Annotated in this window: 21 protein-coding genes and 1 pseudogene; 12 read left to right on the top strand and 10 right to left on the bottom strand. The window is 69.7% G+C overall.

Features of this window, described 5'->3' with window-relative positions; all coding sequences use genetic code 11:
* Positions 1 to 2: 2 nt before the first annotated feature.
* Positions 3 to 1,091 (bottom strand): siderophore-interacting protein, encoded by a 1,089-nt coding sequence (locus F6X38_RS19040; RefSeq protein WP_150972482.1) that lies wholly within the window; start codon positions 1,089 to 1,091, stop codon positions 3 to 5.
* Positions 1,092 to 1,426: 335 nt separating this feature from the next.
* Between F6X38_RS19040 and F6X38_RS19035 the strand changes: the two genes are divergently transcribed.
* The 5 genes from F6X38_RS19035 to F6X38_RS19015 all read left to right on the top strand — a co-directional run bounded on the left by F6X38_RS19035 (position 1,427) and on the right by F6X38_RS19015 (position 5,449).
* On the top strand, positions 1,427 to 1,864 hold the full coding sequence (locus F6X38_RS19035; protein WP_150972480.1) for a hypothetical protein: 438 nt from the start codon (positions 1,427 to 1,429) through the stop codon (positions 1,862 to 1,864).
* A gap of 15 nt (positions 1,865 to 1,879) precedes the next feature.
* On the top strand, positions 1,880 to 2,794 hold the full coding sequence (gene exbB, locus F6X38_RS19030; protein ID WP_161992835.1) for a tonB-system energizer ExbB: 915 nt from the start codon (positions 1,880 to 1,882) through the stop codon (positions 2,792 to 2,794).
* A gap of 12 nt (positions 2,795 to 2,806) precedes the next feature.
* Positions 2,807 to 3,253 (top strand): TonB system transport protein ExbD, encoded by a 447-nt coding sequence (exbD, locus tag F6X38_RS19025; RefSeq protein ID WP_150972476.1) that lies wholly within the window; start codon positions 2,807 to 2,809, stop codon positions 3,251 to 3,253.
* A 2-nt stretch (positions 3,254 to 3,255) separates the two neighbouring features.
* Positions 3,256 to 4,227, top strand: a complete 972-nt coding sequence (locus F6X38_RS19020) for an energy transducer TonB family protein (protein ID WP_150972474.1) — start codon at positions 3,256 to 3,258, stop codon at positions 4,225 to 4,227.
* A gap of 127 nt (positions 4,228 to 4,354) precedes the next feature.
* Entirely contained in the window at positions 4,355 to 5,449 is a 1,095-nt protein-coding gene (locus tag F6X38_RS19015) for a branched-chain amino acid aminotransferase (RefSeq protein ID WP_150972472.1), read from the top strand.
* Between the two features lie 48 nt (positions 5,450 to 5,497).
* On the opposite strand, the gene F6X38_RS19010 is transcribed toward F6X38_RS19015, so the two are convergent.
* A complete protein-coding gene (locus F6X38_RS19010) occupies positions 5,498 to 5,764 on the bottom strand; it encodes a hypothetical protein (protein ID WP_150972470.1) in 267 nt (88 codons plus the stop codon).
* Here F6X38_RS19010 and F6X38_RS19005 point away from each other — a divergent pair.
* From F6X38_RS19005 to F6X38_RS18995, 3 genes are read left to right on the top strand one after another with little or no spacing between them, the layout of a single operon-like run.
* On the top strand, positions 5,763 to 7,703 hold the full coding sequence (locus F6X38_RS19005; RefSeq protein WP_150972468.1) for a PrkA family serine protein kinase: 1,941 nt from the start codon (positions 5,763 to 5,765) through the stop codon (positions 7,701 to 7,703). The genes F6X38_RS19010 and F6X38_RS19005 overlap by 2 nt on opposite strands.
* Positions 7,704 to 7,734: 31 nt before the next feature.
* The gene (locus tag F6X38_RS19000; RefSeq protein ID WP_150972467.1) at positions 7,735 to 9,033 is read left to right on the top strand and encodes a YeaH/YhbH family protein; all 1,299 of its coding nucleotides are present in this window, start codon (positions 7,735 to 7,737) and stop codon (positions 9,031 to 9,033) included.
* Entirely contained in the window at positions 9,030 to 10,574 is a 1,545-nt protein-coding gene (locus F6X38_RS18995; protein ID WP_150972465.1) for a SpoVR family protein, read from the top strand. Before F6X38_RS19000 ends, F6X38_RS18995 begins: the two co-directional genes overlap by 4 nt.
* Positions 10,575 to 10,584: 10 nt before the next feature.
* On the opposite strand, the gene F6X38_RS18990 is transcribed toward F6X38_RS18995, so the two are convergent.
* The 6 genes from F6X38_RS18990 to F6X38_RS18965 all read right to left on the bottom strand — a co-directional run bounded on the left by F6X38_RS18990 (position 10,585) and on the right by F6X38_RS18965 (position 16,303).
* A complete protein-coding gene (locus F6X38_RS18990) occupies positions 10,585 to 11,859 on the bottom strand; it encodes an L-fuconate dehydratase (protein ID WP_150972463.1) in 1,275 nt (424 codons plus the stop codon).
* 9 nt (positions 11,860 to 11,868) lie between these two features.
* Positions 11,869 to 12,774 (bottom strand): L-threonate dehydrogenase, encoded by a 906-nt coding sequence (gene ltnD / locus F6X38_RS18985; RefSeq protein ID WP_246191441.1) that lies wholly within the window; start codon positions 12,772 to 12,774, stop codon positions 11,869 to 11,871.
* A gap of 17 nt (positions 12,775 to 12,791) precedes the next feature.
* Positions 12,792 to 13,565, bottom strand: coding sequence for a hydroxypyruvate isomerase family protein (locus F6X38_RS18980; protein ID WP_150972459.1), 774 nt, complete (start codon positions 13,563 to 13,565; stop codon positions 12,792 to 12,794).
* Positions 13,566 to 13,581: 16 nt separating this feature from the next.
* Entirely contained in the window at positions 13,582 to 14,481 is a 900-nt protein-coding gene (locus tag F6X38_RS18975; protein WP_150972553.1) for an NAD-dependent epimerase/dehydratase family protein, read from the bottom strand.
* A gap of 83 nt (positions 14,482 to 14,564) precedes the next feature.
* A complete protein-coding gene (locus tag F6X38_RS18970) occupies positions 14,565 to 15,560 on the bottom strand; it encodes an ABC transporter permease (RefSeq protein ID WP_150972457.1) in 996 nt (331 codons plus the stop codon).
* A gap of 2 nt (positions 15,561 to 15,562) precedes the next feature.
* Complete coding sequence (locus F6X38_RS18965) at positions 15,563 to 16,303, bottom strand: ATP-binding cassette domain-containing protein (RefSeq protein WP_150972455.1); 741 nt, start codon at positions 16,301 to 16,303, stop codon at positions 15,563 to 15,565.
* A 413-nt stretch (positions 16,304 to 16,716) separates the two neighbouring features.
* Between F6X38_RS18965 and F6X38_RS18960 the strand changes: the two genes are divergently transcribed.
* The 3 genes and pseudogenes from F6X38_RS18960 to F6X38_RS18950 form a co-directional block, all read left to right on the top strand.
* Positions 16,717 to 17,709 carry a sugar-binding protein gene (locus F6X38_RS18960; RefSeq protein ID WP_150972453.1) on the top strand — a complete coding sequence of 331 codons (993 nt, stop codon included), beginning with the start codon at positions 16,717 to 16,719 and terminating at the stop codon, positions 17,707 to 17,709.
* A 142-nt stretch (positions 17,710 to 17,851) separates the two neighbouring features.
* Positions 17,852 to 18,652: a FadR/GntR family transcriptional regulator gene (locus F6X38_RS18955; protein WP_150972451.1), complete on the top strand. Its 801-nt coding sequence runs from the start codon at positions 17,852 to 17,854 to the stop codon at positions 18,650 to 18,652.
* A gap of 10 nt (positions 18,653 to 18,662) precedes the next feature.
* A pseudogene (locus tag F6X38_RS18950) lies at positions 18,663 to 19,598 on the top strand (NAD(P)-dependent oxidoreductase); the annotation flags it as partial.
* Here F6X38_RS18950 and F6X38_RS18945 read toward each other — a convergent pair.
* Complete coding sequence (locus F6X38_RS18945; protein WP_150972551.1) at positions 19,579 to 20,655, bottom strand: AI-2E family transporter; 1,077 nt, start codon at positions 20,653 to 20,655, stop codon at positions 19,579 to 19,581. The pseudogene F6X38_RS18950 and the gene F6X38_RS18945 sit on opposite strands and share 20 nt — an antisense overlap.
* 239 nt (positions 20,656 to 20,894) lie before the next feature.
* Between F6X38_RS18945 and F6X38_RS18940 the strand changes: the two genes are divergently transcribed.
* The gene (locus tag F6X38_RS18940) at positions 20,895 to 22,097 is read left to right on the top strand and encodes a tlde1 domain-containing protein (RefSeq protein ID WP_150972448.1); all 1,203 of its coding nucleotides are present in this window, start codon (positions 20,895 to 20,897) and stop codon (positions 22,095 to 22,097) included.
* Positions 22,098 to 22,173: 76 nt separating this feature from the next.
* Here F6X38_RS18940 and F6X38_RS18935 read toward each other — a convergent pair whose 3' ends face one another.
* Complete coding sequence (locus F6X38_RS18935) at positions 22,174 to 22,422, bottom strand: hypothetical protein (RefSeq protein WP_150972446.1); 249 nt, start codon at positions 22,420 to 22,422, stop codon at positions 22,174 to 22,176.
* Between the last annotated feature and the right edge of the window lie 180 nt (positions 22,423 to 22,602).

Raw genomic sequence — 22,602 nt, 5'->3', positions numbered from 1 at the left:
GATCAGCCCTCGTCGTGCGGGTCGACGCCGCGCCGCCAGTAGGCGGTAACGGAATGCCGGTCGCGCGGCAGCTTCAGGACCTTCCGGCAATGGTGCCGGAGTCGCTGGAAATCGCCGAACTCGGAACCCGACCAGCGGAACATGTCGGCGTCCCCGCCGTCGTTCGCGCGGGCGAGCAGCGCCTGCGACAGAAGACCCGTCGTGCCGGCGGCGCGCCCGCCTCGCGGCAGCCAGACGAGCTCGACGCCGGGCGGACGGCGGATCTCCTGCCGGTCCTCCTCGCACGGGATCTCGATCAGCGCCGCGCCGGTCGCCTCCTCCGGCAGTTCCTCGAGAATGCGGGCGATGGCCGGCAGCGCCGTCTCGTCGCCGGCGAGGAGCAGCCGGTCGGCGGGCAGCGTGTCGTCGCCGCCGGGACCCATGATGCCGACGACGTCGCCGGCCCTGGCGTTCCGCGCCCAGTCGCCGCCGGGGCTCGCCCCCTCGTGCAGGACGACGTCGATGTCGAGAAGACCTTCCTCCGGCACGATGCGGCGGATCGTGTAGACCCTGACCGTCAGCCGCGCCTCGCCTTCCGGCCAGACGGGGATCGCCGCCGGCCCCGCATGCGGCCAGACCGGCGCGCGGCCCGCCGGCGGGATCAGCAGCCGGATGTGGAGGCCGCCACGCGCGAAGCGGGCGAGGTCCCGGCCGCCGAGGCGGACGCGGCGCATGCCCGGCGTCACGTTCCAGCTATCGACGACCCGGAGTTCCCGGAATTGCGGCAGGTCGCTCGTGCCCGCCCCCTCGCCGCTCCAGCGGACGACGGATTCGTCGGCGCCAAGCGCGTGGCAGACGGTGTAGGCGATCATGTATTTCATGGTCGCCAGCGACCCGGCGTCCTCGGCTTCCGCGAGGATGACGACGCGGTCGCCCTCGCGCCGGATCGTCGCCTCCGCGCCGTAGAGCCTGAGCGCGAGTTCGCGCCGCGCGCCGCGGCCGCTGCTGGTGCCGTAGGGCGCGAAATGGCCGAGGAGGTCGGCCGGATCGGCGACTGCGTCGAGCACCAGCGTGGACGCGAGGCGCGTCACCCCGAGATTCGATCGCGACATGGCCATCCCCTTCGCTTCTGCAATACGGGACGGCTCGTATATATGACAGCGATAGTCAACAATCCGGACGGACCTTGAGGCTGGAAACCGGTTGGTCCGACTCGCCTTGCCTACATCCGCCATCTGGCTGTGGCGCGCAGGCCACGGCGAACCAGGCCTAAACCGTTAAGAGTGCTGATCTTTTAGAGTCTTTCCAGACTGCGAAGTGAAATAGCGGCGGTCCACGCAAAACATCGGGAACTCCCGGTGATAAGATGAATTTCGAGGTCATGTTTGTCTTTTCAGATGCCGCCAAGTGTGACATCGCGAAGCCAACCACCTCTGAAGGACCCGCCATGCCGCATCAGCCCGTCGCCGTCGCCGCAGCGCTCGCCCTCCTCGCCGCCGCCGTTTCGGGTGCCGACGCTCAGGAGGCGCCGAAACCGGCGGACCCGATCTCGATCGAGCTGAACAAGCTGGAGGCGGCCGGCGAGGACTGCCAGGCGACGGTGGTGGCGACGAACGGCGCCGCCCGGCTCGACAGCCTGAAGCTTGATCTCGTGGTCTTCGACGGCGAAGGCGTCGTCGCCAAGCGCCTTGCGGCCGAGCTCGGCCCGCTCGCGGCGAAGAAGACCGTGGTGAAGACCTTTCCGGTGAAGGGGCTCGCCTGCTCGTCGATGTCGCGCGTCGTCCTCAACGACGTGATTTCCTGCGCCGGCCCCTCCGGCCCGGTGACGGACTGCATCGACCGGCTGGAGCTGAAGGCCCGGGCCAAGGTCGAGTTCGCGAAGTAGGGCGGGATGATCCGGATGCGTCGCCTCCTTCTCGCCGCCATGCTCGCATGGCCGACCCTGCCGGCGCTGGCCCAGGAAGCCGCGACCGGCGCCCAGCCACCCGCCGCCGCCACGACGACCCAGCCGCGCGTGACGAGCGAACCGCCGCCCGTCGCCGTCGAAACCGCGCCGGCGGCCGTAACCGCCTCCTCCCCGGCCACCTCTCCGGCCGCCGCGCCGCCGGCAGCCGCCGCGGGCGTCCTGCCGCACGACCTGTCGCCCTGGGGCATGTTCATGGCGGCGGACAGCATCGTGAAGGCGGTGATGATCGGCCTCGCCTTCGCCTCGCTCGTCACCTGGACCGTCTGGCTGGCGAAATCGCTGGAGCTCGCCGGCTCCACCGCGCGCCTTCGCCGGGCGGCGGGGCTGCTCGACGCGGCCGGATCGCTGCGGGAAGCCGAAGGCTCCGGCACCAAGGGTCCGGCGGCCGACATGGTCCATGCGGCGGGAGCGGAAGTGCGCGCCTCGCACGATGCCGTCGCGGGCCTGAAGGAGCGCGTCGCCTCGCGGCTGGAGCGGATCGAGGCGGGGGCCGGCCGGCGGATGATGCGCGGCACCGGCGTCCTCGCGACGATCGGCTCGACCGCCCCCTTCGTCGGCCTGTTCGGCACGGTCTGGGGCATCATGAACGCCTTCGTCGGCATCTCGAAGGCGCAGACCACCAACCTCGCGGTGGTGGCGCCGGGCATTGCCGAGGCGCTGCTCGCCACCGCCATCGGGCTCGTCGCGGCGATCCCGGCCGTGGTGATCTACAACGTCTTCGCCCGCTCCATCGCCGGCTACCGGGCGCGGCTGGCGGACGTGTCCGCCGAGATCCAGCGCCTCGTCTCGCGCGACCTCGACCGTGTCGAGGCGCGCGGCCACCCCATCCGCGCGATGGCGGCCGAATAGGACACCGGACACATGGCAGCCAAGCTCGACAGCGGCGACGACCTGACCGAGTCGCACGAGATCAACGTCACGCCGTTCATCGACGTGATGCTGGTGCTCCTGATCATCTTCATGGTGGCGGCCCCGCTCTCGACCGTCGACGTCGCGGTGGACCTGCCGGGCTCGACGGCGGCACCGCAGCCGCGGCCCGAGAAGCCGCTCTATCTCACCGTGAAACAGGACCTGTCGCTGAACCTCGGCAACGATCCGGTGCCGCCGAACGGCCTCGCCGGCGCGCTCGACAGCTTCACCGGCGGCGACAAGGCGCAGCGGGTGTTCCTGCGCGCCGACAAGACCGTCGCCTACGGCGACCTGACGGAGGTGATGAATCGCCTGCGCGCCGCCGGCTACCTGAAGATCGCCCTCGTCGGCCTCGAAACCCTGCCCGGCTCCGGCGTCGGAGCGGCGGCGACGCCCTGACGATGGCGGCAGGCGGGCGGATATACGGCGGCCGGAGCGCGGCGGGCCTCGCGCGGCGCGACCGCGGCTTCGAGTTCATGCGCTGGGGTCTCAGCTTCGCGGCGGTGGCGGCGATCCAGGGCGCGCTCGTGGTCGGCTATCTCGCGCACGACACGCCGCCGCCGGCGAACGAGGCGCCGGAAGCCGCGATCATGATCGACCTGCCGCCGGAACTCGCCCTGCCGCCGGCGGAAAGCGTCGAAAGCGTCGCCTCCAGCGCCGCCGAGGAGGTCGAGGCGCCGGAGGCGACGGAACCGCCGCCGCCCGATGCGGTGGAAACGCCGGCGGAGGATGCGCCGGCGGAAGCGGTCGAGGACATGCCGGAGATCGACCTCAGCGAATTGCCGCCGCCCGAGGAGGTGGAGGCGCTCGCCGAGGAAGCGCTGCCCGAGACGCCGGCGGAGGAACTGGCGGCTGCGGCCGAGCCGGAGGCCGTGGAAGCCGTCCCACCGGACGAGGTCGTGGTGTCCGAGGTGGCGCCGCCCCCGCCGCCGAAGCCCCGCGCCCAGCCGCGTCCGAAGCCGCCTGCCAAGCCGAAGCCGCCCGTCCGCGAGGCGCGGCCGGCCCGCACCGCCGAGCCCGCGACGCCGCGCCGACAGCAGGCGTCGCGCGCGTCCGTCGCCGGGCAGCGCGCCTCGGGCGCCGGCGCGCCGGACAAGAACGCCCTCACCCGCTTCATGTCGGGCGTTCGGGCCGCGATCATGCGGCAGGAGCGCAGCGTTTCCGGCCAGGGCGGCGGGCGCACCGCGACGGTGAGCTTCACCATCTCGGCCAGCGGCGCGCTCGGCGGCATCTCGGTCTCGAAGAGTTCCGGCGACCCGGCGCTCGACGCAGCCGCCGTCGCCATGGTGCGGCGCGCCAGTCCCGTCGGCCCGATCCCGGCCGGCGTCGGTCGCTCGTCCGTCCAATCCCGCATCCCGGTGCGGTTCGACTGACGCGAATCGTGTCGCTCGCCTTGCCGGATCGCGCCGGCAGCGCGATGATGACGGCGAACGCCCATCCGCCGAACGGTTCGGGCGACGGCCGCCGGTGCGCCGGAGGCCGCGACGAACGGAGCCATGCATGAACACGAGCGAAATCGCCTTCGAGCGCCGGCCGCACGCCAATCTCGTGCCCGCCAACGAGCGGGCCGAGCAGCTGGCCAATCCGGGGTTCGGGCGCGTCTTCACCGACCACATGGTGACGATCCGCTACAAGGAGGGCGTCGGCTGGCACGAGGCGGCGGTGCAACCGCGCGTCGCCCTGACGCTCGATCCGGCGACCGCCGTCCTCCACTACGCGCAGGAGATCTTCGAGGGCATGAAGGCCTATCGCACGCCGGAAGGCGGCGCGGCGCTGTTCCGGCCCTTCGCCAATGCCGAGCGCTTCGCCCGTTCCGCCGACCGCATGGCGATGGCGCCGCTGCCGGAGCGCCTGTTCGTCGAGGCGGTGCGGCAGCTCGTCAAGGCCGACCGCGACTGGATTCCGGACGGGCCGGACGGCAGCCTCTACCTTCGCCCGTTCATGATCGCGAGCGAGGTCTTCCTCGGCGTCCGGCCGTCGCAGGAGTACCTCTTCGCCGTGATCGCCTCGGCCGTCGGCAGCTACTTCAAGGGCAGCGGCAACGGCACTGTCACCGTCTGGGTGTCCGACGACTACTGCCGCGCCGGGCCCGGTGGCACGGGCGCAGCGAAATGCGGCGGCAACTACGCCGCCAGCCTCAAGGCGCAGGCCGAGGCGCAGGCGATGGGCTGCGACCAGGTCGTCTTCCTCGACGCCGCCGAGCGGCGCTACGTCGAGGAACTCGGCGGCATGAACGTCTTCTTCGTCATGGACGACGATTCGCTCGTCACCCCGCCGCTCGGCGACATCCTGCCCGGCATCACGCGGGAATCGGTGATGGTGCTGGCGCGCGACATGGGGCTCGGCGTCCGCGAGGAACCCTACGCGATCGAGGCATGGCGGGCCGATGCGGCGAGCGGGCGCCTCACCGAGGCCTTCGCCTGCGGCACGGCGGCGGTGATCACGCCGATCGGACGCCTGCGCTCGAAGGCCGGCGACGTCACGATCGGCGACGGCGCGCCCGGCCGCCTGTCCATGCGGCTTCGCGACGCGCTGATCGGCATCCAGCGGGGCCGAACAAGCGATCCTTACGGCTGGATGGAAAAAGTGTTCTGACGACAAGGCCGCCCCGCAGGGCCGGACGCCGGCCCGCGGCGCGCGACGTCAGGCTGGCGCAACGCTCAGTGAATTCAATTGGTTCGGGCTCGACGCCGAGCCGAAACCCAAGAGGTTGAAAAAGCGCATCAATTTAGTTTGACATGCCTTCCCGGCTCTTGCCGCTTCCGCCTCTCGGCGCAGCCTTCTGCCGGCCAATATTATCCGTCTTGGTTTGCGTTCGGCGTCGATACGACCCAGTTGCATGGTGACGGCGGTCCTGTTCGGATCGGCCCGATCGACGACGGTGGCACGCTTTACCAGCGGAGGCAGCATGTCGAACCTCTTGTTCAAGTCCTATGCCGAGACCTACGAGGCGCGGCGGCAGACGGCGATGAGCCTGTCTGACTATCTCGACGGCTGCCGCACTGACCCCCTCATGTATGCCGGGCCGCACGAGCGGCTGCTCGCCGCGATCGGCGAGCCCCGGTTCGTCGACACCGCCAAGGATTCGCGGCTCGGGCGGATCTTCATGAACCGCACCATCCGCACCTATCCGGCCTTCGCCGAGTTCTACGGCATGGAGGAGACGGTGGAGCGCATCGTCGCCTTCCTCCGCCAGGCGGCGCAGGGGCTGGAGGAGAGGAAGCAGATCCTCTACCTCCTCGGCCCCGTCGGCGGCGGCAAGTCCTCGCTCGCCGAACGGATCAAGCTCCTGATGGAGGAGCAGCCGATCTACGTCCTGAAGGCCGGCGACGAGCTTTCCCCGATCTTCGAGAGCCCGCTCGGCCTGTTCGATCCCGAGACGATGGGACCGATCCTCGAAGCCGAATACGGCATCCCGCGCCGGCGCATCACCGGCCTGATGAGCCCCTGGTGCGTGAAGCGGCTCGACGAGTTCGGCGGCGACATCAAGAAGTTCAAGGTGGCGAAGCTCACCCCCTCGCGCCTCCGGCAGATCGCCGTCGCCAAGACCGAGCCCGGCGACGAGAACAACCAGGACATCTCCTCGCTTGTCGGCAAGGTCGATATCCGGCGGCTCGAGATGCACGCCCAGCACGACCCGGACGCCTACAGCTATTCCGGCGGCCTCAACCGCGCCAACCAGGGCGTCCTCGAATTCGTCGAGATGTTCAAGGCGCCGATCAAGATGCTGCATCCGCTGCTGACGGCGACGCAGGAGGGCTCCTATGTCGGCTCGGAGAACATCGGCGCGATCCCCTTCACCGGCATGATCATGGCCCATTCCAACGAGGCGGAATGGCGGACCTTCAAGAACAACAAGAACAACGAGGCATTCATCGACCGCATCTACGTGATCAAGGTGCCGTACTGCCTGCGCGTCGACGAGGAAACGAAGATCTACGAGAAGCTCGTGAAGAACTCCGAGCTGGCCGCCGCGCCCTGCGCGCCGGAGACCCTTGAAATGCTGGCGAAGTTCGCGGTGCTCTCGCGTCTCAAAGCCCATGAGAACTCGTCCTTGAACTCGAAGATGCGCGTCTACAACGGCGAGAACCTGAAGGAGGTGGATCCCCGCGCCCGCACCATGCAGGAATACCGCGACGCGGCCGGCGTCGACGAGGGCATGGACGGCATCTCGACGCGGTTCGCCTTCAAGACCCTGTCGGCGACCTTCAACCACGACACCGAGGAGGTCGCGGCCGACCCCGTCCACCTCATGTACGTCTTGGAGCAGGCGATCCGGCGCGAGCAGTTCCCCGAGGAGGTCGAGAGCACCTATCTCGAATTCATCAAGGCCGAGCTCGGGCCCCGCTATGCCGAGTTCATCGGCAACGAGATCCAAAAGGCCTATCTCGAATCCTACAACGACTACGGCCAGAACCTCTTCGACCGCTACGTCGCCTATGCCGACGCCTGGATCGAGGACCAGGACTATAAGGACCCGGACACCGGCCAGCTGATGAACCGGGAGTTGCTGAACGCCGAGCTTTCGAAGATCGAGAAGCCGGCCGGCATCGCCAATCCGAAGGATTTTCGCAACGAGGTCGTGAAGTTCTCGTTGAGGTCGAGAGCGTCCAACGGCGGCAGGAACCCGTCCTGGACGAGCTACGAGAAGATCCGCGACGTGGTCGAGCGGCGCATGTTCAGCCAGGTCGAGGACCTGCTTCCGGTGATCTCCTTCGGCTCGAAGAAGGACTCGGACAGCGAGAAGAAGCACGACGAGTTCGTGGAGCGCATGATGCGGCGCGGCTTCACCCAGCGCCAGGTCCGGCGCCTCGTCGACTGGTACATGCGCGTTCGGCAGGCCGGCTGAGACCGCCGCCGCCCCGGAGTATGGTCAGGCCATGCATATCGTCGACCGCCGTCTGGATTCGAGCGGCAAGAGCATCGCCAACCGCCAGCGTTTCATCCGGCGGGCGCGCGGCGTGGTGCGCCAGGCGGTGCGGGACGCCGTCGCCTCCCGCTCGATCCGGGACGTCGGCGAGGGCGGCGCGGTGTCGATCCCGGCGAACAGCGTCCACGAGCCGACCTTCCGCCGCTCGGGCGAGGGGGGCGTCCGGGACTACGTCCTTCCCGGCAACAAGCAGTACGTCGCCGGCGACCGCATTTCCCGGCCGCCGGAAGGCGGCGGATCCGGCTCGGAAGGCGCGGAGGACGGCTCCGGCGAGGACCAGTTCTCCTTCGTCCTGACGCGCGACGAGTTCCTGCAGTTCTTCCTCGAGGACCTCGAACTTCCCGACATGGCGAAGCGCGAGGTCACCGGCGAGGCGCAGGCGAAGCGCCTGCCGGCGGGCTTCCGCACCACCGGCTCGCCCGCCGCCCTGTCCGTGCCCCGCACGCTCCGCCGCTCGCTGTCGCGCCGCATCGCGCTGAAACGGCCGGACAAGGAGCGCTTGCGCGCGCTGGAAGCGGAGATCGAGACGCTGGAGCGCTCGGGAACCGAGCCCGCCCGGCTCGCCGAACTGAAGCTCGAACTGGAGGCGCTGCTCGGGCGCGTCCGCTCGATCCCGTTCATCGACCCGGTGGACCTTCGCTACCGCCGCACGACCCAAGTGCCGGAGCCGACGGCGCAGGCGGTGATGTTCTGCCTGATGGACGTGTCCGGCTCGATGGACGAGCACATGAAGGACCTCGCCAAGCGCTTCTTCTCGCTGCTCTACCTGTTCCTGACCACACGCTACAGCAAGGTTTCGGTCGTCTTCATCCGCCATACGCACGAGGCGCAGGAGGTGGACGAGGAGACCTTCTTCCGCTCGCGCGAAAGCGGCGGCACGATCGTCTCGACCGCACTGAAGGAGATGCAGCGGATCGTCGCCGAGCGCTTCCCCGCGGACCGCTGGAACATCTACGCCGCGCAGGCCTCCGACGGCGACAACGTCTCGGGCGACAACGCCCTCGTCGCCGAACTCCTTCGTTCCGGCATCCTGCCGATCACGCAGTACTACGCCTACCTGCAGGTCGGCCGGGCCGACGAGGGGCGCTCCTACCTGCCGAGCCGGGAGTCCGGACTCTGGCGGGCGCTGGAGGGCCTGCTCGGCGAGGCGGTGCCGCTCGCGATGCGGAAGGTCGCCCAGGCGCGCGACATCTATCCGGTCTTCCGCGACCTCTTCGAGCGCAAGGCCACGCGGAAGGCATCGGCATGAGCGCGCTTCCCTCCGACCTGTCCCGCCCGCCGCTCTTCACCGGCGCCGACTGGGACTTCGACACGCTGGAGCGCATCTACCGCGCGGTGGAGCGCGTCGGCACGGAGGAGCTCGGCCTCGACATCTATCCGAACCGGATCGAGGTCATCACCTCCGAGCAGATGCTCGACGCCTACGCCTCCACCGGCATGCCGCTGTTCTACAAGCACTGGAGCTTCGGCAAGCGGTTCCTGCGCGACGAGACCATGTACCGGAAGGGCTGGCAGAGCCTCGCCTACGAGATCGTCATCAATTCCGACCCCTGCATCGTCTACATCATGGAGGAGAACACCGCGACGATGCAGGCGATCGTGCTCGCCCATGCCGGGTTCGGGCACAACCACTTCTTCAAGAACAACTACGCCTTCCGGCAGTGGACCGACGCGTCGGGCATCCACGACTACCTCGCCTTCGCCAAGAGCTACGTCGCTTCCTGCGAGGAGCGCTACGGCGTCGAAGCGGTGGAGCGCGTCCTCGACGCGGCCCATGCGCTGATGGACCACGGCGTCCACCGCTATCACGGCCGGCACCACACCGACCTTCGCACCGAGGAGAAGCGCGAGCGCGAGCGGCGCGAGCACGGCGAGCGGATCTTCAACGACCTCTGGCGCACCGTACCGGGCAAGAAGGCGGCGGCGCGCAAACCCGGCGAGGCCGAGCGGCGGCGCGCCCTTCTCGGCCTGCCGGAGGAGAACATCCTCTACTTCCTGGAGAAGACCGCGCCGCGCCTCGCGCCCTGGCAACGCGAGATCGTCCGGATCGTGCGGCTCATCGCGCAGTACTTCTACCCGCAGCGCCAGACCAAGGTGATGAACGAAGGCTGCGCCACCTTCGTCCACCACCGCATCATGACGCGCCTCCACCAGACCGGCGAGATCGGCGACGGGGCGTTCATGGAGTTCCTCCATTCGCACACCAACGTCGTGATGCAGCCGGACTACGACGACCGGCGCTACGGCGGCATCAACCCTTACGCTTTGGGTTTCTCGATGATGGAGGACATCGAGCGGATCTGCCTCGACCCCGACGAGGAGGAGCGGCGGCTGTTCCCGGCCTTCGCCGGCTGCCGCGATCCCTATCCGGTGCTGCGCGACGCCTGGGCGAACTACCGCGACGAGAGCTTCCTCACGCAGTTCCTGTCGCCGCGCCTGATGAAGAAGCACCGGCTGTTCCGCATCGTCGACGACGAGGACGAGGACGAGATCGCCGTCGCCTCCATCCACGACGAGCGGGGCTTCCGGGAGGTTCGAGCCTCGCTCGCCCGGCAGTTCGACGTGTCGCGGCAGGACCCGGACATCCAGATCGTCGATGTCGATCTCGAGGGCGACCGGCGGCTCCTCATCCGCCATCAGGTCGCGGACGGCATCCGCCTGGAGCCGCGCGACGCGAGGCGCGTCCTGAAGCATCTCGCCAACCTCTGGGGCTACGAGGTGCGGCTGGTCGAAGCGGACGAGGACCGCACCTACGCCACCTACGATGCCGCGCCGGAGCCTGCGTCCTGAGGCGCCGCTGTCAGCCCCGGAACTCGTAGTCCCGCAGCGATTCCGGCCGCATCTCGATCGAGAAGCCGGGCGCGGTCGGCGGCATGTAGGCCGCGTCCCGGATCACGCAGGGTTCCTTGAAGTGCTCGTGCAGGTGGTCGACATATTCCACCACCCGCCCCTCGCGCGTCCCCGAGATCGCGACGTAGTCGATCATCGACAGGTGCTGGACGTATTCGCACAAGCCCACGCCCCCGGCATGCGGGCAGACGGGGAGGCCGTATTTCGCCGCCATCAAGAGCACCGCCAGCACCTCGTTGACGCCGCCGAGCCGGCAGGCGTCGATCTGCACCACGTCGATCGCGCCCTCCATGATGAACTGCTTGAACATGATGCGGTTCTGGCACATCTCGCCGGTCGCGACCTTCACCGGCGCGACGCCCGCTCGAATCCTGCGGTGCCCGGCGACATCGTCCGGGCTGGTCGGCTCCTCGATGAACCAGGGTTCGGCGAAGGCGAGTTTGCCCACCCAGTCGATCGCCTGATCCACCTCCCAGACCTGGTTGGCGTCGATCATCAGGTTGACGTCGGGCCCGACCGCTTCCCGCGCGACGGTGAGCCGGCGGATGTCGTCATCGAGGTCGCGCCCGACCTTCATCTTCACGTAGCGGAAGCCGGCATCGACGGAGGCTTTCGCCAGCCGCCGAAGCTTCTCGTCGCTGTAGCCGAGCCAGCCGGCCGAGGTCGTGTAGCAGGGATAGCCTTCGCGCCGGAGCGTTTCGATGCGGCTCCCCTTGCCGGCCTCCTTCTCGCGCAGCAGCGCCAGCGCTTCCGCCGGCGTGATGCAGTCGGTGATGTAGCGAAAGTCGACGCAAGCGACGATCGCCTCCGGCGTCATCTCGGCGACGAGCTGCCAGACCGGCTTGCCTTCGAGCTTGCCCCAGAGGTCCCAGACGGCGTTGACCACCGCGCCGGTGGCGAGGTGGATCGCCCCCTTGTCCGGCCCGATCCAGCGGAGCTGGCTGTCCGAGGTCATCCGCCGCCAGAACGCGCCCATGTCGGCGGTGGCGACGGCCATATCCAGCCCGACGACTAGATGCTCCAGCGCCCGGATCGCGGCGCAGACCACCTCGTTGCCGCGCCCGATCGTGAAGGTGAGGCCGTGGCCCTCGTGCGGCCCGTCGGTTTCCAGCACGACATAGGCGGCGGAATAGTCCGGGTCGGGATTCATCGCGTCCGAACCGTCGAGCTGCGCCGAAGTCGGGAAACGCAGGTCCACCACCCGCATGCCGGTGATCGTGGTCATGCTCCGAGCCTACTCCTTCGTCCCATCGCTCTTCGGCAGGGTCGCGCCCGAAAGCGATGCGTAGACGCGGGCGAGCGAGGCGTCGTCCTCGCGGCCCATGCCGGCGCCGGCGGCGGCGAGGAACATCTGCAGCGCCGCGGCCGAGACCGGCACCGGAAACCGCTCGCGTCGCGCCATGTCCTGCACGATGCCGAGGTCCTTGACGAAGATCTCGACGGCGCTCTTCGGGGCGTAGTCGCCGTCGAGGACGTGCGGCACGCGGTTCTCGAACATCCATGAATTGCCGGCAGAGGCCGTGATCACCTCGTAGACGCGCTTCAGGTCGAGCCCCTGCTTCGCCGCGAAGCTGATCGCCTCGCAGGCCGCCGCGATATGAACGCCGGCGAGGAGTTGGTTGATCATCTTGAAGGCCGCGCCCGCGCCGGCGGCGTCGCCGAGTTCGTAGACCTTGGCGGCGATGGCATCGAGCACCGGCCGCGCCTGGCCGAAGGCTGCCGCGCTGCCCGACGCCATGACGGTCAGCTCGCCCGTCGCGGCGCGCGCCGGACCGCCGCTCATCGGCGCGTCGAGATAGTGTTGGCCCGACGCCTCCAGCCGCGCTGCCAGCGAGCGCGCCGCGTCCGGGTCCATCGTCGCGCAGGACACGAAGACCGCGCCGGCCTGCATCGCAGCCGCGACGCCGCCCTCGCCGAACAGCAGCGCTTCGGTCTGGCTCGCGTTCACCACGACCGAAACCACGGCGTCGGCACCCTTCGCCGCCTCGGCCGCGCTCGTCGCCGCCGTGCCGCCGCCGGCCGCGAAGGCATTTCGCGACGCGTCCACCACGTCGAAGCCGGTGACGGTGTGCCCGGTCTGCCGCAGCGACGCCGCCATGCCGGCGCCCATCGAGCCGAGGCCGAGAACCGCGACGCGCATTCCCACTTCTCCCTCCATCAGAGTCCGCCCCCGCGATAGGCACGCATCCAGCCGAGCCCTTCGTCCGTGGTGGCACGCGGCTTGTATTCCGCGCCGAAGAACCCGTCGTAGCCGGCAGCGCGGATCGCCGGCAGCAGCCGGTCGAAGGCGACCTCGCCCTCGTCCGGCTCGGCCCGCGAGGGGGCGGCCGCGAACTGCACGTGGCCGATGATGTCCCGATGCGCCTCGAAGCGGCGCAGGAGATCGCCGCCCATGATCTGCTGATGGTAGCAGTCGAACATGATCCGAATTTCCGGCCGCCCGACGGCGCGGACGATTTCCGCCGCCGCCTCCACCGTGCCATGGAAATAGTTCGGGGCGTCGCGCCGGTTCAGCGGCTCGATCAGGACGCCCATGCCGAACTCGCCGGCCTGGACGGCGGCATAGCGCAGGTTCTCTAGGAAGGTCTCCGCCGCCCCCGCGACGCCCTTCGCCGCGCCGGCCATCACGTGGACGTTGCGCGCCCCGATCCGCGCGCCGGTGCGAAACGCCTCGTCGATCGCGGCGCGCGCTTCCGCCTCGCGCCCCGGCAGCGCGGCGAGGCCGTTCTCGCTGGGATTGCCGCGCCGCGTGTTCAAGGCCAGCATCGGCAGACCGGTCTCGTCCAGCGCCGCTCGCACCGCGTCCGCGTCCACCTCGTAGGGCCAATGGCATTCCACCGCCTCGAAGCCGGCGGCCTTGGCGCGGCGCACCGCGTCGGGCAGCGCGAGCTCGGTCCACAGGAAGCCGAGATTGGCGGACAGGGGGAGCATGGCCGACTGCCCCCGCCTAACGGCCCGCGTCGACGTATTTCCGCCAGTCGTGCTCCTCCTTGAAGCCGAGCACCTCGCGGATCTTGCGGTTCGACAGCGGCGCCTCCCGCTCGCCGAGCTCGCGCGAAACGGGGATGTTCGGCACGTTCGACTTCAGAAACTCCGCGGTCGGTTCCCGCGTCGTGATCGTGTCGTTGGTGGCGTTGAACACCTGGAAGCCGAGCCCGTCCTTCTCGAGGCACAGGTCGACGATCTGCCCGAGGTCGCGCGCGTCGATATAGCTCCAGGCGTTGCGCTTGCGGCTCATCGGGTCGTCGAGGAAGGCCGGGAAGCGGCTGTATTCGTGCGGCTCGATGACGTTGCCGATGCGGAGCGCGTAGATATCCGAGCCGTAGCGCATCGCGAAGGCGCGCGCCGTCTTCTCGTTGACCACCTTCGACAGGCCGTAGGAGTCCATCGGGTCGATGTCGTAGTCCTCCTCCAGCGGCAGGGAGCGGAAATCCTTGTCGCCTTCCGCGAAGCAGACGCCGTAGGTCGTCTCGGACGAGGCGACGATGACCTTGCGGACGCCGAGCTTCATCGCCGCCTCGATGACATTGTAGGTGCTCATCACGTTGATGCGGAACGTCTCGTTGTCCGGCCGGATCAGGACGCGCGGCACGGCGGCGAAATGCACCACGGCGTCGAGCGTGCCCGGCACCTCGCCCTTCTCGAAGCCCTCGAAGCCGAAATGGGTCGAGAGCGCGTTGAACACCTGGCCGCTATCGGCGACGTCGGCGAGAAGCGTGTTGACCTTCGGATGATCGAGCGGGGCGAGATCGACGTTCAGCACCTCGTGGCCGCGGTCGACGAGGTAGGGGACGACGTGCCGCCCCGCCTTGCCGGAGCCGCCGGTGAAGACGATGCGCTTGCCCATGCGTAGTTCCTTCTCAGCCATGCTTTTCGGCCGGCGACCTCGCGCCGGCCGTCCCGTTCGGTTCGTGAAACGTCGAGGGGAAACTACTCGTGCCGCCGGATGTTGCGCGCCCGGTCGAACAGGATCGCGATCAGGATCGCGCCGCCAATGAAGCAGCCCTGCCAGAAGGCATTGATGCCGAGCAGCCCGAGGCTGTTGCGGATCACCTCGATCAGCGCCGCGCCGACCAGGGCGCCGAAGGCGGTGCCGGCGCCGCCGACCAGCGCCGCGCCGCCGATGACCGCCGCCGCGATCACCTGCAGCTCCAGCCCGGTGCCGATGTTGGTGGTGATCGCGCCGAGCCAGCCGGTCTGGATGATGCCGGCGAGACCCGCCGACAGGGCCGAGACCATGTAGACCGCGACCTTGATCGGCTTCACCGGCACGCCGGTCAGCGTCGCCGCCTCCTCGTTGCCGCCGATGGCGTAGACGTGCCGGCCGAACCGCGTCCATCGGAGGACGAAGCCGGTGAGGAGCGCCAGCACCACCATGTAGATCACGGGGTTGGCGACGCCGAAGGTCGAGCCGCCGCCGAGCGCCAAGAGCTTCGGGCCGTCCGGGCCGAACTCGAACACCACCGTGTTGCCGGAGGCGACCATCGCGAGACTTCGGGCGATCGACAGCGTCGCCAGCGTCACCACGAAAGGCGGCAGGCCGAGATAGGCGATGAGGAGGCCGTGCACGAGGCCGATCGCGAGGGCCACGGCGATCGCCGCCGCGATGCCGGTGCCGAGGCCCCAGCCGGCATGCATCGTGACGCCGAGCACCATCGAGCAGAGGCAGAGCACCGAGCCGACCGACAGGTCGATGCCGCCGGAGATGATCACCAGCGTCATGCCGAGCGCGACGATGGCGGTGAAGGTGACGTTGCGGGTGATGTTGTAGAGGTTCTTCGTGGTCGCGAACGAATCCGTCGCGAAGGACAGGAAGATGCAGGCCACCACCACGGCCATCAGCACCCAGAAGGTCTGGCTGTTCAGTTTCCCCGCTAGCCAGCCCTGCTGGCGGTGGTCGATCGTCTGGTCGAGCGTGACTGCCATCTTCAAACCTTCTCGATGGCGCCGGTGATGAGGCCGGTGATCTCCTCCGGCGAGGACGTGGCGATCGCCTTGTCGGCGACTTTGCGGCCGCGCCGCATCACGATCACCCGGTCGGCGACGTCGAAGACGTCCGGCATGCGGTGACTGATCAGAACCACCGTGATCCCCTGGTCGCGCAACTGGCGGATGAGGTTCAGCACCTCCGCCACCTGCCGGACCGAGATCGCCGCGGTCGGCTCGTCCATCAGCACGATCTTGGCGTCCGACAGGCGGGTGCGCGCGATCGCCACCGCCTGCCGCTGGCCGCCCGACATCCGCCGCACGAGGTCGCGTGGGCGCGTCTCGGACTTCAGTTCCTTGAAGAGCTCGCCGGCGCGCTTGTACATCGCGGCGTAGTCGAGGATGCGGAACGGCCCGACGCCGCGGCGCAGCTCCCGTCCGAGGAAGACGTTGGCGGCGGCCGTCAAGTTGTCGCAGAGTGCGAGGTTCTGGTGCACGACCTCGATGCCGTGCCGTCGCGCCTCCACCGGCTTGTGCATCACGAGGTCGGCGCCGTCCATGCGGATCGCGCCCTCGCTCGGGCGGAAGTTGCCGGCGATCATCTTCACCAGCGTCGACTTGCCGGCGCCGTTGTCGCCCATCAGGCCGACGACCTGGCCTTTCTCCAATGAGAAGCTGACGTCGCTGATCGCGTGGATCGCGCCGAAATGCTTCGAAACGTTGACGAGTTCGAGAACCGACACCGGTCGCCTTGCCTCCCCACCCTCCTGCCGGACGACCGGCCGCCCGCCGGACCGGAACTCGGTTCGACGGCCACGCGGGCCCCCGGCGCGATTCGCCCTTCCCTCCCGGGCGAACCGCTCGGGCACGATTTAAGCGCGCGGGCCGGCGAAGCGTCAATCGCGAAAGGCGCCCGATCTTCGGGAAAGTCGAATTTATCCGACAAAAGCATTGACCGGAACGGGAGGCCGCGCTTACCTCGCGGCCGGGAGATGAGGGCGCCGTCGCGACCGTTCGGAGGAACGGGACGCGGATCGCCCGCATGCGACGGTTTCGGGCCGGCAGCGCTTCGCGCCGCAAGGAATGCGCCGTCGCGATCGGTTCGGCAGGACGCTGGCGCATTCCGCGCCCCGCCTGCCAAAAGGGGAGGAGAAACATGAAGAAGCTTGCCTTGCTCGCCGCCGCCGCGGCGCTCGCCATGAGCGCGGGCCCGGCCTTCGCCGCCAAGAAGCAGGTGGTGATCGTGGTGAAGGGCCTCGACAACCCATTCTTCGAGGCGATCAACCAAGGCTGCCAGAAGTGGAATTCCGAGAACAAGGACTCGGAATACGAGTGCTTCTACACCGGCCCCGCCTCCACGTCCGACGAAGCCGGCGAGGCGCAGATCGTGCAGGACGTGCTCGGCAAGGCCGACACCGCCGCGATCGCCATCTCGCCGTCGAACGCCAAGCTGATCGCGCAGACGCTGAAGGTCGCCGCGCCGTCGATCCCGGTGATGACGCTCGACGCCGACCTCAGCCCCGACGACGCCTCGCTCCGCAAGACCTATCTCGGCACCGACAACTACCTGATGGGCTTCAAGATCGGCGAGTACGTCAAGAAGGGCAAGCCGAACGGCGGCACGGTCTGCACGATCCAGGGCAATCCCGGCGCCGACAACATCCTCCGGCGCGCGCAAGGGTTCCGCGACGCGCTGAGCGGCCAGAAGGGCATCGCGGCGCTCGCCGGCGAAGGCGGCTGGACCGAGGTTTCGGGCTGCCCGGTCTTCACCAACGACGACGGCGCGAAGGGCGTCCAGGCGATGACCGACATCCTCGCCGCCAACCCGAAGCTCGACGCCTTCGGCATCATGGGCGGCTGGCCGCTATTCGGCGCGCCGCAGCCCTATCGCGACCTGGTCGGCCCCCTGAAGGACCGCATCGCATCGAGCGACTTCGTGATCGGCGCGGCCGACACGATCGGCGCCGAGGTCGACATCGCCAAGGAAGGGCTGGTGAACGCGCTCGTCGGGCAGCGGCCGTTCGAGATGGGCTACAAGGCCCCGTCCGTGATGATCGACCTGATCGCCGGCAAGAAGGTGGAGGACCCGGTGTTCACCGGTCTCGACGAGTGCACCAAGGACACCGTCGACACCTGCATCCAGCGGTAGGAACGTCGGAGGGAGCGCCCGCGCGACCGCGCGGGCGCTCCCCGGCACATCTCCCGCCCCTTCGGCCCATGCGGCCGCGTTTCCGACGCGGCGCGACCGTTCGAGGCATCCCGCAACCCGAGGCGAAAGGTCGTACGGGGCGATGGTGGACAGGGGGAACGCGGACCGGGACGCGTCCGGACAGCCGGACGGTGCGGCGGCGCTCGCCGCCCCCACCCTTGGCCCGCCCCGGCGTTCCGGCGGGCGGCGGCTTTCAGGCAGCGTCCACGAAGGCCTCGCCGAGGAGATCGGCCTTCGCATCGTGCGCGGCGACTATCCGCCCGGCACCATCCTGCCCAACGAAGCGAAATGGGCCGAGACCTTCGAGGTCGGCCGCTCGGGCGTGCGCGAGGCGATGAAGATGCTGACGGCGAAGGGCCTGCTCGGCGCCCGCCCGCGCATCGGCACCTGGGTCGAGCCGAAGGAGCGCTGGAACCTCCTCGACCGCGACGTGCTCGGCTGGTACGCGGCGGCCCCGGACCGCGGCGCGTTCCTGCGGACCGTCCAGGAATTCCGGCACATCATCGAGCCGGAAGCCACCGCCTTCGCGGCGCTCCGGCGGACCGAGGAGCAGGCGGAAGAGATCGACGCCGCCTGCCGCGCCATGGGCGCGGCGCGCTCGCTGATCGAGCGGACCGAAGCCGACACGCGGTTCCATCTCGCGGTGCTGCGCGCCTCCGGCAACGACCTCCTCGTGCCGCTCGGGCCGACCATCGAGGCGGCGCTGAACCAGCTCTTCAACTTCGTCGGGCGCGAGATCGGCGATCTCAGCCGCGCGCAGAGCCTGCACGAGGCGATCTCGCGCGGCATCGCGGCGCGGCGGCCGGACGCGGCCCGGCGCGCCGTCCGCAAGCTCCTCGCCAACACCGACGGCGTCATCGAGCGCCGGGCGAAGGAACTCTGACTCCGCATGGCCGGAAGCCCCGGCTCGAAAAGGAACGGGAATCATGACGGGTGAAACGATCGGCTTCGTCGGGCTCGGCTTCATGGGCCACGGCATGGCGAAGAACATCGCGGAGAAGGGCTACCGGCTCCGCACCCTCGCCAACCGCAGCCGCGAGGCGCTGGACGACCTCGTGAAGCGCGGCGCGGAGGAGGCCGCCGATCTCGCCGATCTTGCCAAGAGCGCGGACGCCGTCGTCCTCTGCCTGCCGGGATCGGATCAGGTCGAGGCGGTCGTCGCCGGGCCGGGCGGGCTGCTGGAAAACCTCAAGCCCGGTACGATGGTGATCGACTCCTCGACCTCGAACCCGGTCTCGACGCGCCGGCTCTACGAACTCGCGGCGGCGAAGGGCGTTTCCTTCGTCGACGCGCCGCTCAGCCGCACGCCGAAGGAGGCCTGGGAAGGCACGCTCGACACCATGGTCGGCGCGAGCGACGCCGATTTCGAACGCGTGCGATCGATCGTCGACACTTGGTCGGGCCGCGTCCTCCACACCGGCGGCCCGGGCTCCGGCCACACGATGAAGCTCCTCAACAACTTCCTGTCGCTCGGCTACGCCGCGCTCTATGCCGAAGCGCTCGCCATCGGCGCGAAGACCGGCGTCTCGGCCGAGACTTTCCATTCGGTGGTGTCCGGCGGGCGGATGGACTGCGGCTTCTACCAGACCTTCATGAAATACGTGGTCGGCGGCGACCGCGAGGCGCACCGGTTCACGCTGAAGAACGCCCACAAGGACACGCGCTATCTCGTCGGCATGGCGAACGAGGGCGGGATCGCGACGCATGTCGCCTCCGCCGTGAAGAACTCGTTCGCGACGGCCGAAGCGATCGGGCGGGGCGGCGACTTCGTGCCGATGCTCGCCGACATCGTGGCGGAGCTGAACGGCATCAAGCGGCAGGAGGGGTAGCGCGCGTCCCGCCCCCCGCATCGGTGAACTCGCGCCACAGCAGCATCAGTGCCGCCATCACCGCCGGCCCGACGAAGAGGCCGAGCAGGCCGAAGCTCTCGACGCCGCCGAGGATGCCGAGCAGCACCCATAGGAAGGGCAGCTTCGTCGTGCCGCCGATCAGCGCCGGCCGCACGAAATGGTCGGCGACGAAGATCACGAGGAAGCCGGCGGCGGTGACGATGACCGCGGCCTCGGCCGAGCCGGCGAAGAGCAGCAGCACGCCGGCGAGCGACACCGCGGCGACGGCCGCGAAGGGGATCATCGCGGCCACCGCCGTCACCGCGCCGAACAGGATCGGGTGCGGCACGCCGGCCAGCCAGTAGACGAGGCCGATCACCACGCCCTCGCCGAGGCCGACGAGGACGAGCCCGTCGACGGTGCCGTGCACGGAGGCGGCCATCTGCCGGGCGACGCGCTCGCCACGCGGCCCGAACAGCCGCTCGCCGGCGACCCGCCCCTGCTCGACCAGCGCGTCGCCGTCGCGGAAGACGAAGAACAGCGCGAGCAGAGCGAAGCCGAACAGGACGGCGCGGTGCACGACGTCCGCGCCGATCTGGCGGCCGAGGTCGAGGTTCGACGAGGTGTCGAGCCGCTGCAGGGTCTCCTGCGCCCAGCCGGCATGCGCGAGGTTGGCGTTCCACCAGGCGGCCGCGGCCTCCGCGCCGAAGGGCAACCGGCCGACGAAGTCCGGCACCGCGAGGCCGCTCTGCTCGGCCTGGCGGGCGTATTCGAGGAGGCTCCGCGCCTCGGCCGCCGCTTCGACGCCGAGCGCCACCAGAGGCAGAATCAGCGCCAGCGCCACCGCGAGCGTGAAGAGGAGCGGCAGGACGATGCCGTGCCGGCCGCCTGGAAAGCGCCGCCGCGCCCGCCGGAACAGGGGCCCGAGCGCGATGCCGAGGACGACGGCCCAGGCCAGCGCCTTCAGGAAGTCGGACAGGATGTAGAGGCCGAGCAGGGCCATGACGACGACGAGCGCGATCCGCGCGGCGAGGTGGAGGCGCGGATTGCGGTCCATCACCGCCGAGGCCGCGCCCTCCGGTGGCGGCATGGGGAAGGCCGCCCGCTCGCCGCTCGCTTCCTCTGGCTGCCCTCGCATGCGCCCCTCGCTTGCCGCCGATTCCTCTCGTGAAATCAAGCGCTCGCCATACGGAAGTCGATACGGATCGGTAACCATAAGCTGCGATCCTCTTTCGAACGAACGGAACCCGGCCGCGTCGGCGCTTCCACTCTCTACCACGCAGGACTGGTCCGCCCATGACGAACGCCGGCGCGACGACACCGCCTTCCCGACGCGGGCATGGCTCACGCCGGACCGGCAAGGACGCCGTCCGGGGGGCGGGACGCTCCCGGCTCGCCGCGTCGCTCGGCCTTGGCTGCGGCGTCCTCGCGGCGGCGGGCGTGCTCCTCGCGACCACCGACCTCGCCACTCGGCTGTTCCCGCCGGCCGCCGTCGAGCACCGCACCGCCGATGCCGGCCCGGCGCGGCCCGCACCGCGCGTCGTGGAGCCGCCGATGTCGCGGCCGAAGTCCGCCGCCGCGCGTCCGGCGATGCATGCGAGCGCCGCGCCGGCGGTGCGCCACCGCATGCCGCCGCCCGTCCTGACGGCCTGGATCCCCGCCCACCTCCTCGACCGTCCCGCTTTCGGCGCCGCCGCGGGCTTCGACGCGTCGGCGGACGGAGGCCGTGTGGCTGAACTCGCGCAGACCGATCGCTTCGTCCCGGAAGCCGCCGCGCCCGAAACCGCCGTCGCGGCCGCCGGGCCGGCGGCTCCCGCCGCGCCGATCCCGGGCGTCCAGGTCGCCGCCGCGGTTCCGGTCCTGCCGTCGCCGGAAACGGCGGAAGAGGCGCTCGAAGCCGCGCTCGTGCCGACGCCGAGCGCCCGGCCGCACCGGGACGCCGCTCCGGCCGTCGCGACGCTGCGCACCCGCGCGATGCCGCCGGTGGCGCTCGCCTATGCGCGGCCGGACGCCGGGAGCGACGAGGCGGAGAAGCCGGTCTTCGGCGGCCTGTTTACGCGCCAGCCCCGCGCCGGCAACGGCGTCGCGGTCTACGACATCGGCGCAGCGACCGTGTACCTGCCGAACGGCGAGCGGCTGGAAGCGCATTCGGGCCTCGGCGCGATGCGCGACAACCCGCGTTTCGTCCACGCCAAGAACCGCGGGCCGACGCCGCCGCACACCTACGACCTGCGCCTGCGCGAGAGCCTGTTCCACGGCGTCGCGGCGATCCGGCTGACGCCGGTCGGCGGCGAGCGGCGGATCTACAACCGCGTCGGCCTTCTCGCCCACACCTACATGCTGGGTCCGCGCGGCGACTCGAACGGTTGCGTCTCGTTCAAGGATTACAAGCGCTTTCTCGCCGCCTTCCGGCGCGGCGAGGTGCGCCGGCTCGTGGTCGTGCCGCACATGAACGACACCTCGTCGCGGGTCGCCTCGCTGTTCGGGCGCCGGAGCTGAGGCTAGCCGGGCCGACCGGGCACAAAAAAGGGCGGCCCGGGGGCCGCCCTTTTCCGTTTGCCGGCTCAGAAACGTTTCAGCGGCAGACGCGGGTGGTCTTGACGATCCGCTCGCCGTGGACGCGCGTCACCACCTTCTTCGTCATGCAATGGCGGCCGTAGTCGCGCCGCTCGACGACGCGGCGCACCGTGCGGTGGCTGTCGCGGTAGCCGTCGCGATGACCGTCCTTGACGATGATCTTGGTGGTGTCCGCCTGGGCGGCGGTGGCGCCGAGGCCGAGCGGGGCAGTGAGGGCCAGGGCGGCGGCAACGATCAGATAACGCATGGAAAACTCGCTTTTCGGTTCGGTGGGTCTGAAATGGCCTTCCCGGCGTTCGGTTCCCCGAACGGTCCGGAAGACCGGGGACATCCGCGGTTCTGGGCGCCCCGTGATTAACCCGCTCTGAACGTCGGCTTTATCCGCCCTTCAGTTTCGTCCTGCGAGCCCCTCGCGCTGGCCCCGGTG

This window comes from Plantimonas leprariae (assembly GCF_008802405.1).
Taxonomy (GTDB): domain Bacteria; phylum Pseudomonadota; class Alphaproteobacteria; order Rhizobiales; family Rhizobiaceae; genus Plantimonas; species Plantimonas leprariae.
This window is presented reverse-complemented; position numbering and strand designations above follow the sequence as displayed.

Bases quoted from the DNA above. Each gene is read 5' to 3' on its own strand.
- F6X38_RS18995 (WP_150972465.1), top strand. From the start codon at position 9,030: ATGAGCGCGCTTCCCTCCGACCTGTCCCGCCCGCCGCTCTTCACCGGC.
- exbB (WP_161992835.1), top strand. From the start codon at position 1,880: ATGCGTCGCCTCCTTCTCGCCGCCATGCTCGCATGGCCGACCCTGCCG.
- exbD (WP_150972476.1), top strand. From the start codon at position 2,807: ATGGCAGCCAAGCTCGACAGCGGCGACGACCTGACCGAGTCGCACGAG.
- ltnD (WP_246191441.1), bottom strand. From the start codon at position 12,774: ATGCGCGTCGCGGTTCTCGGCCTCGGCTCGATGGGCGCCGGCATGGCG.
- F6X38_RS19040 (WP_150972482.1), bottom strand. From the start codon at position 1,091: ATGTCGCGATCGAATCTCGGGGTGACGCGCCTCGCGTCCACGCTGGTG.
- F6X38_RS18945 (WP_150972551.1), bottom strand. From the start codon at position 20,655: ATGGACCGCAATCCGCGCCTCCACCTCGCCGCGCGGATCGCGCTCGTC.
- F6X38_RS19010 (WP_150972470.1), bottom strand. From the start codon at position 5,764: ATGCTGCCTCCGCTGGTAAAGCGTGCCACCGTCGTCGATCGGGCCGAT.
- F6X38_RS18970 (WP_150972457.1), bottom strand. From the start codon at position 15,560: ATGGCAGTCACGCTCGACCAGACGATCGACCACCGCCAGCAGGGCTGG.
- F6X38_RS18955 (WP_150972451.1), top strand. From the start codon at position 17,852: ATGGTGGACAGGGGGAACGCGGACCGGGACGCGTCCGGACAGCCGGAC.
- F6X38_RS19015 (WP_150972472.1), top strand. From the start codon at position 4,355: ATGAACACGAGCGAAATCGCCTTCGAGCGCCGGCCGCACGCCAATCTC.
- F6X38_RS19035 (WP_150972480.1), top strand. From the start codon at position 1,427: ATGCCGCATCAGCCCGTCGCCGTCGCCGCAGCGCTCGCCCTCCTCGCC.
- F6X38_RS19020 (WP_150972474.1), top strand. From the start codon at position 3,256: ATGGCGGCAGGCGGGCGGATATACGGCGGCCGGAGCGCGGCGGGCCTC.
- F6X38_RS18940 (WP_150972448.1), top strand. From the start codon at position 20,895: ATGACGAACGCCGGCGCGACGACACCGCCTTCCCGACGCGGGCATGGC.
- F6X38_RS18975 (WP_150972553.1), bottom strand. From the start codon at position 14,481: ATGGGCAAGCGCATCGTCTTCACCGGCGGCTCCGGCAAGGCGGGGCGG.
- F6X38_RS18960 (WP_150972453.1), top strand. From the start codon at position 16,717: ATGAAGAAGCTTGCCTTGCTCGCCGCCGCCGCGGCGCTCGCCATGAGC.
- F6X38_RS18990 (WP_150972463.1), bottom strand. From the start codon at position 11,859: ATGACCACGATCACCGGCATGCGGGTGGTGGACCTGCGTTTCCCGACT.
- F6X38_RS18935 (WP_150972446.1), bottom strand. From the start codon at position 22,422: ATGCGTTATCTGATCGTTGCCGCCGCCCTGGCCCTCACTGCCCCGCTC.
- F6X38_RS18980 (WP_150972459.1), bottom strand. From the start codon at position 13,565: ATGCTCCCCCTGTCCGCCAATCTCGGCTTCCTGTGGACCGAGCTCGCG.
- F6X38_RS19000 (WP_150972467.1), top strand. From the start codon at position 7,735: ATGCATATCGTCGACCGCCGTCTGGATTCGAGCGGCAAGAGCATCGCC.
- F6X38_RS19005 (WP_150972468.1), top strand. From the start codon at position 5,763: ATGTCGAACCTCTTGTTCAAGTCCTATGCCGAGACCTACGAGGCGCGG.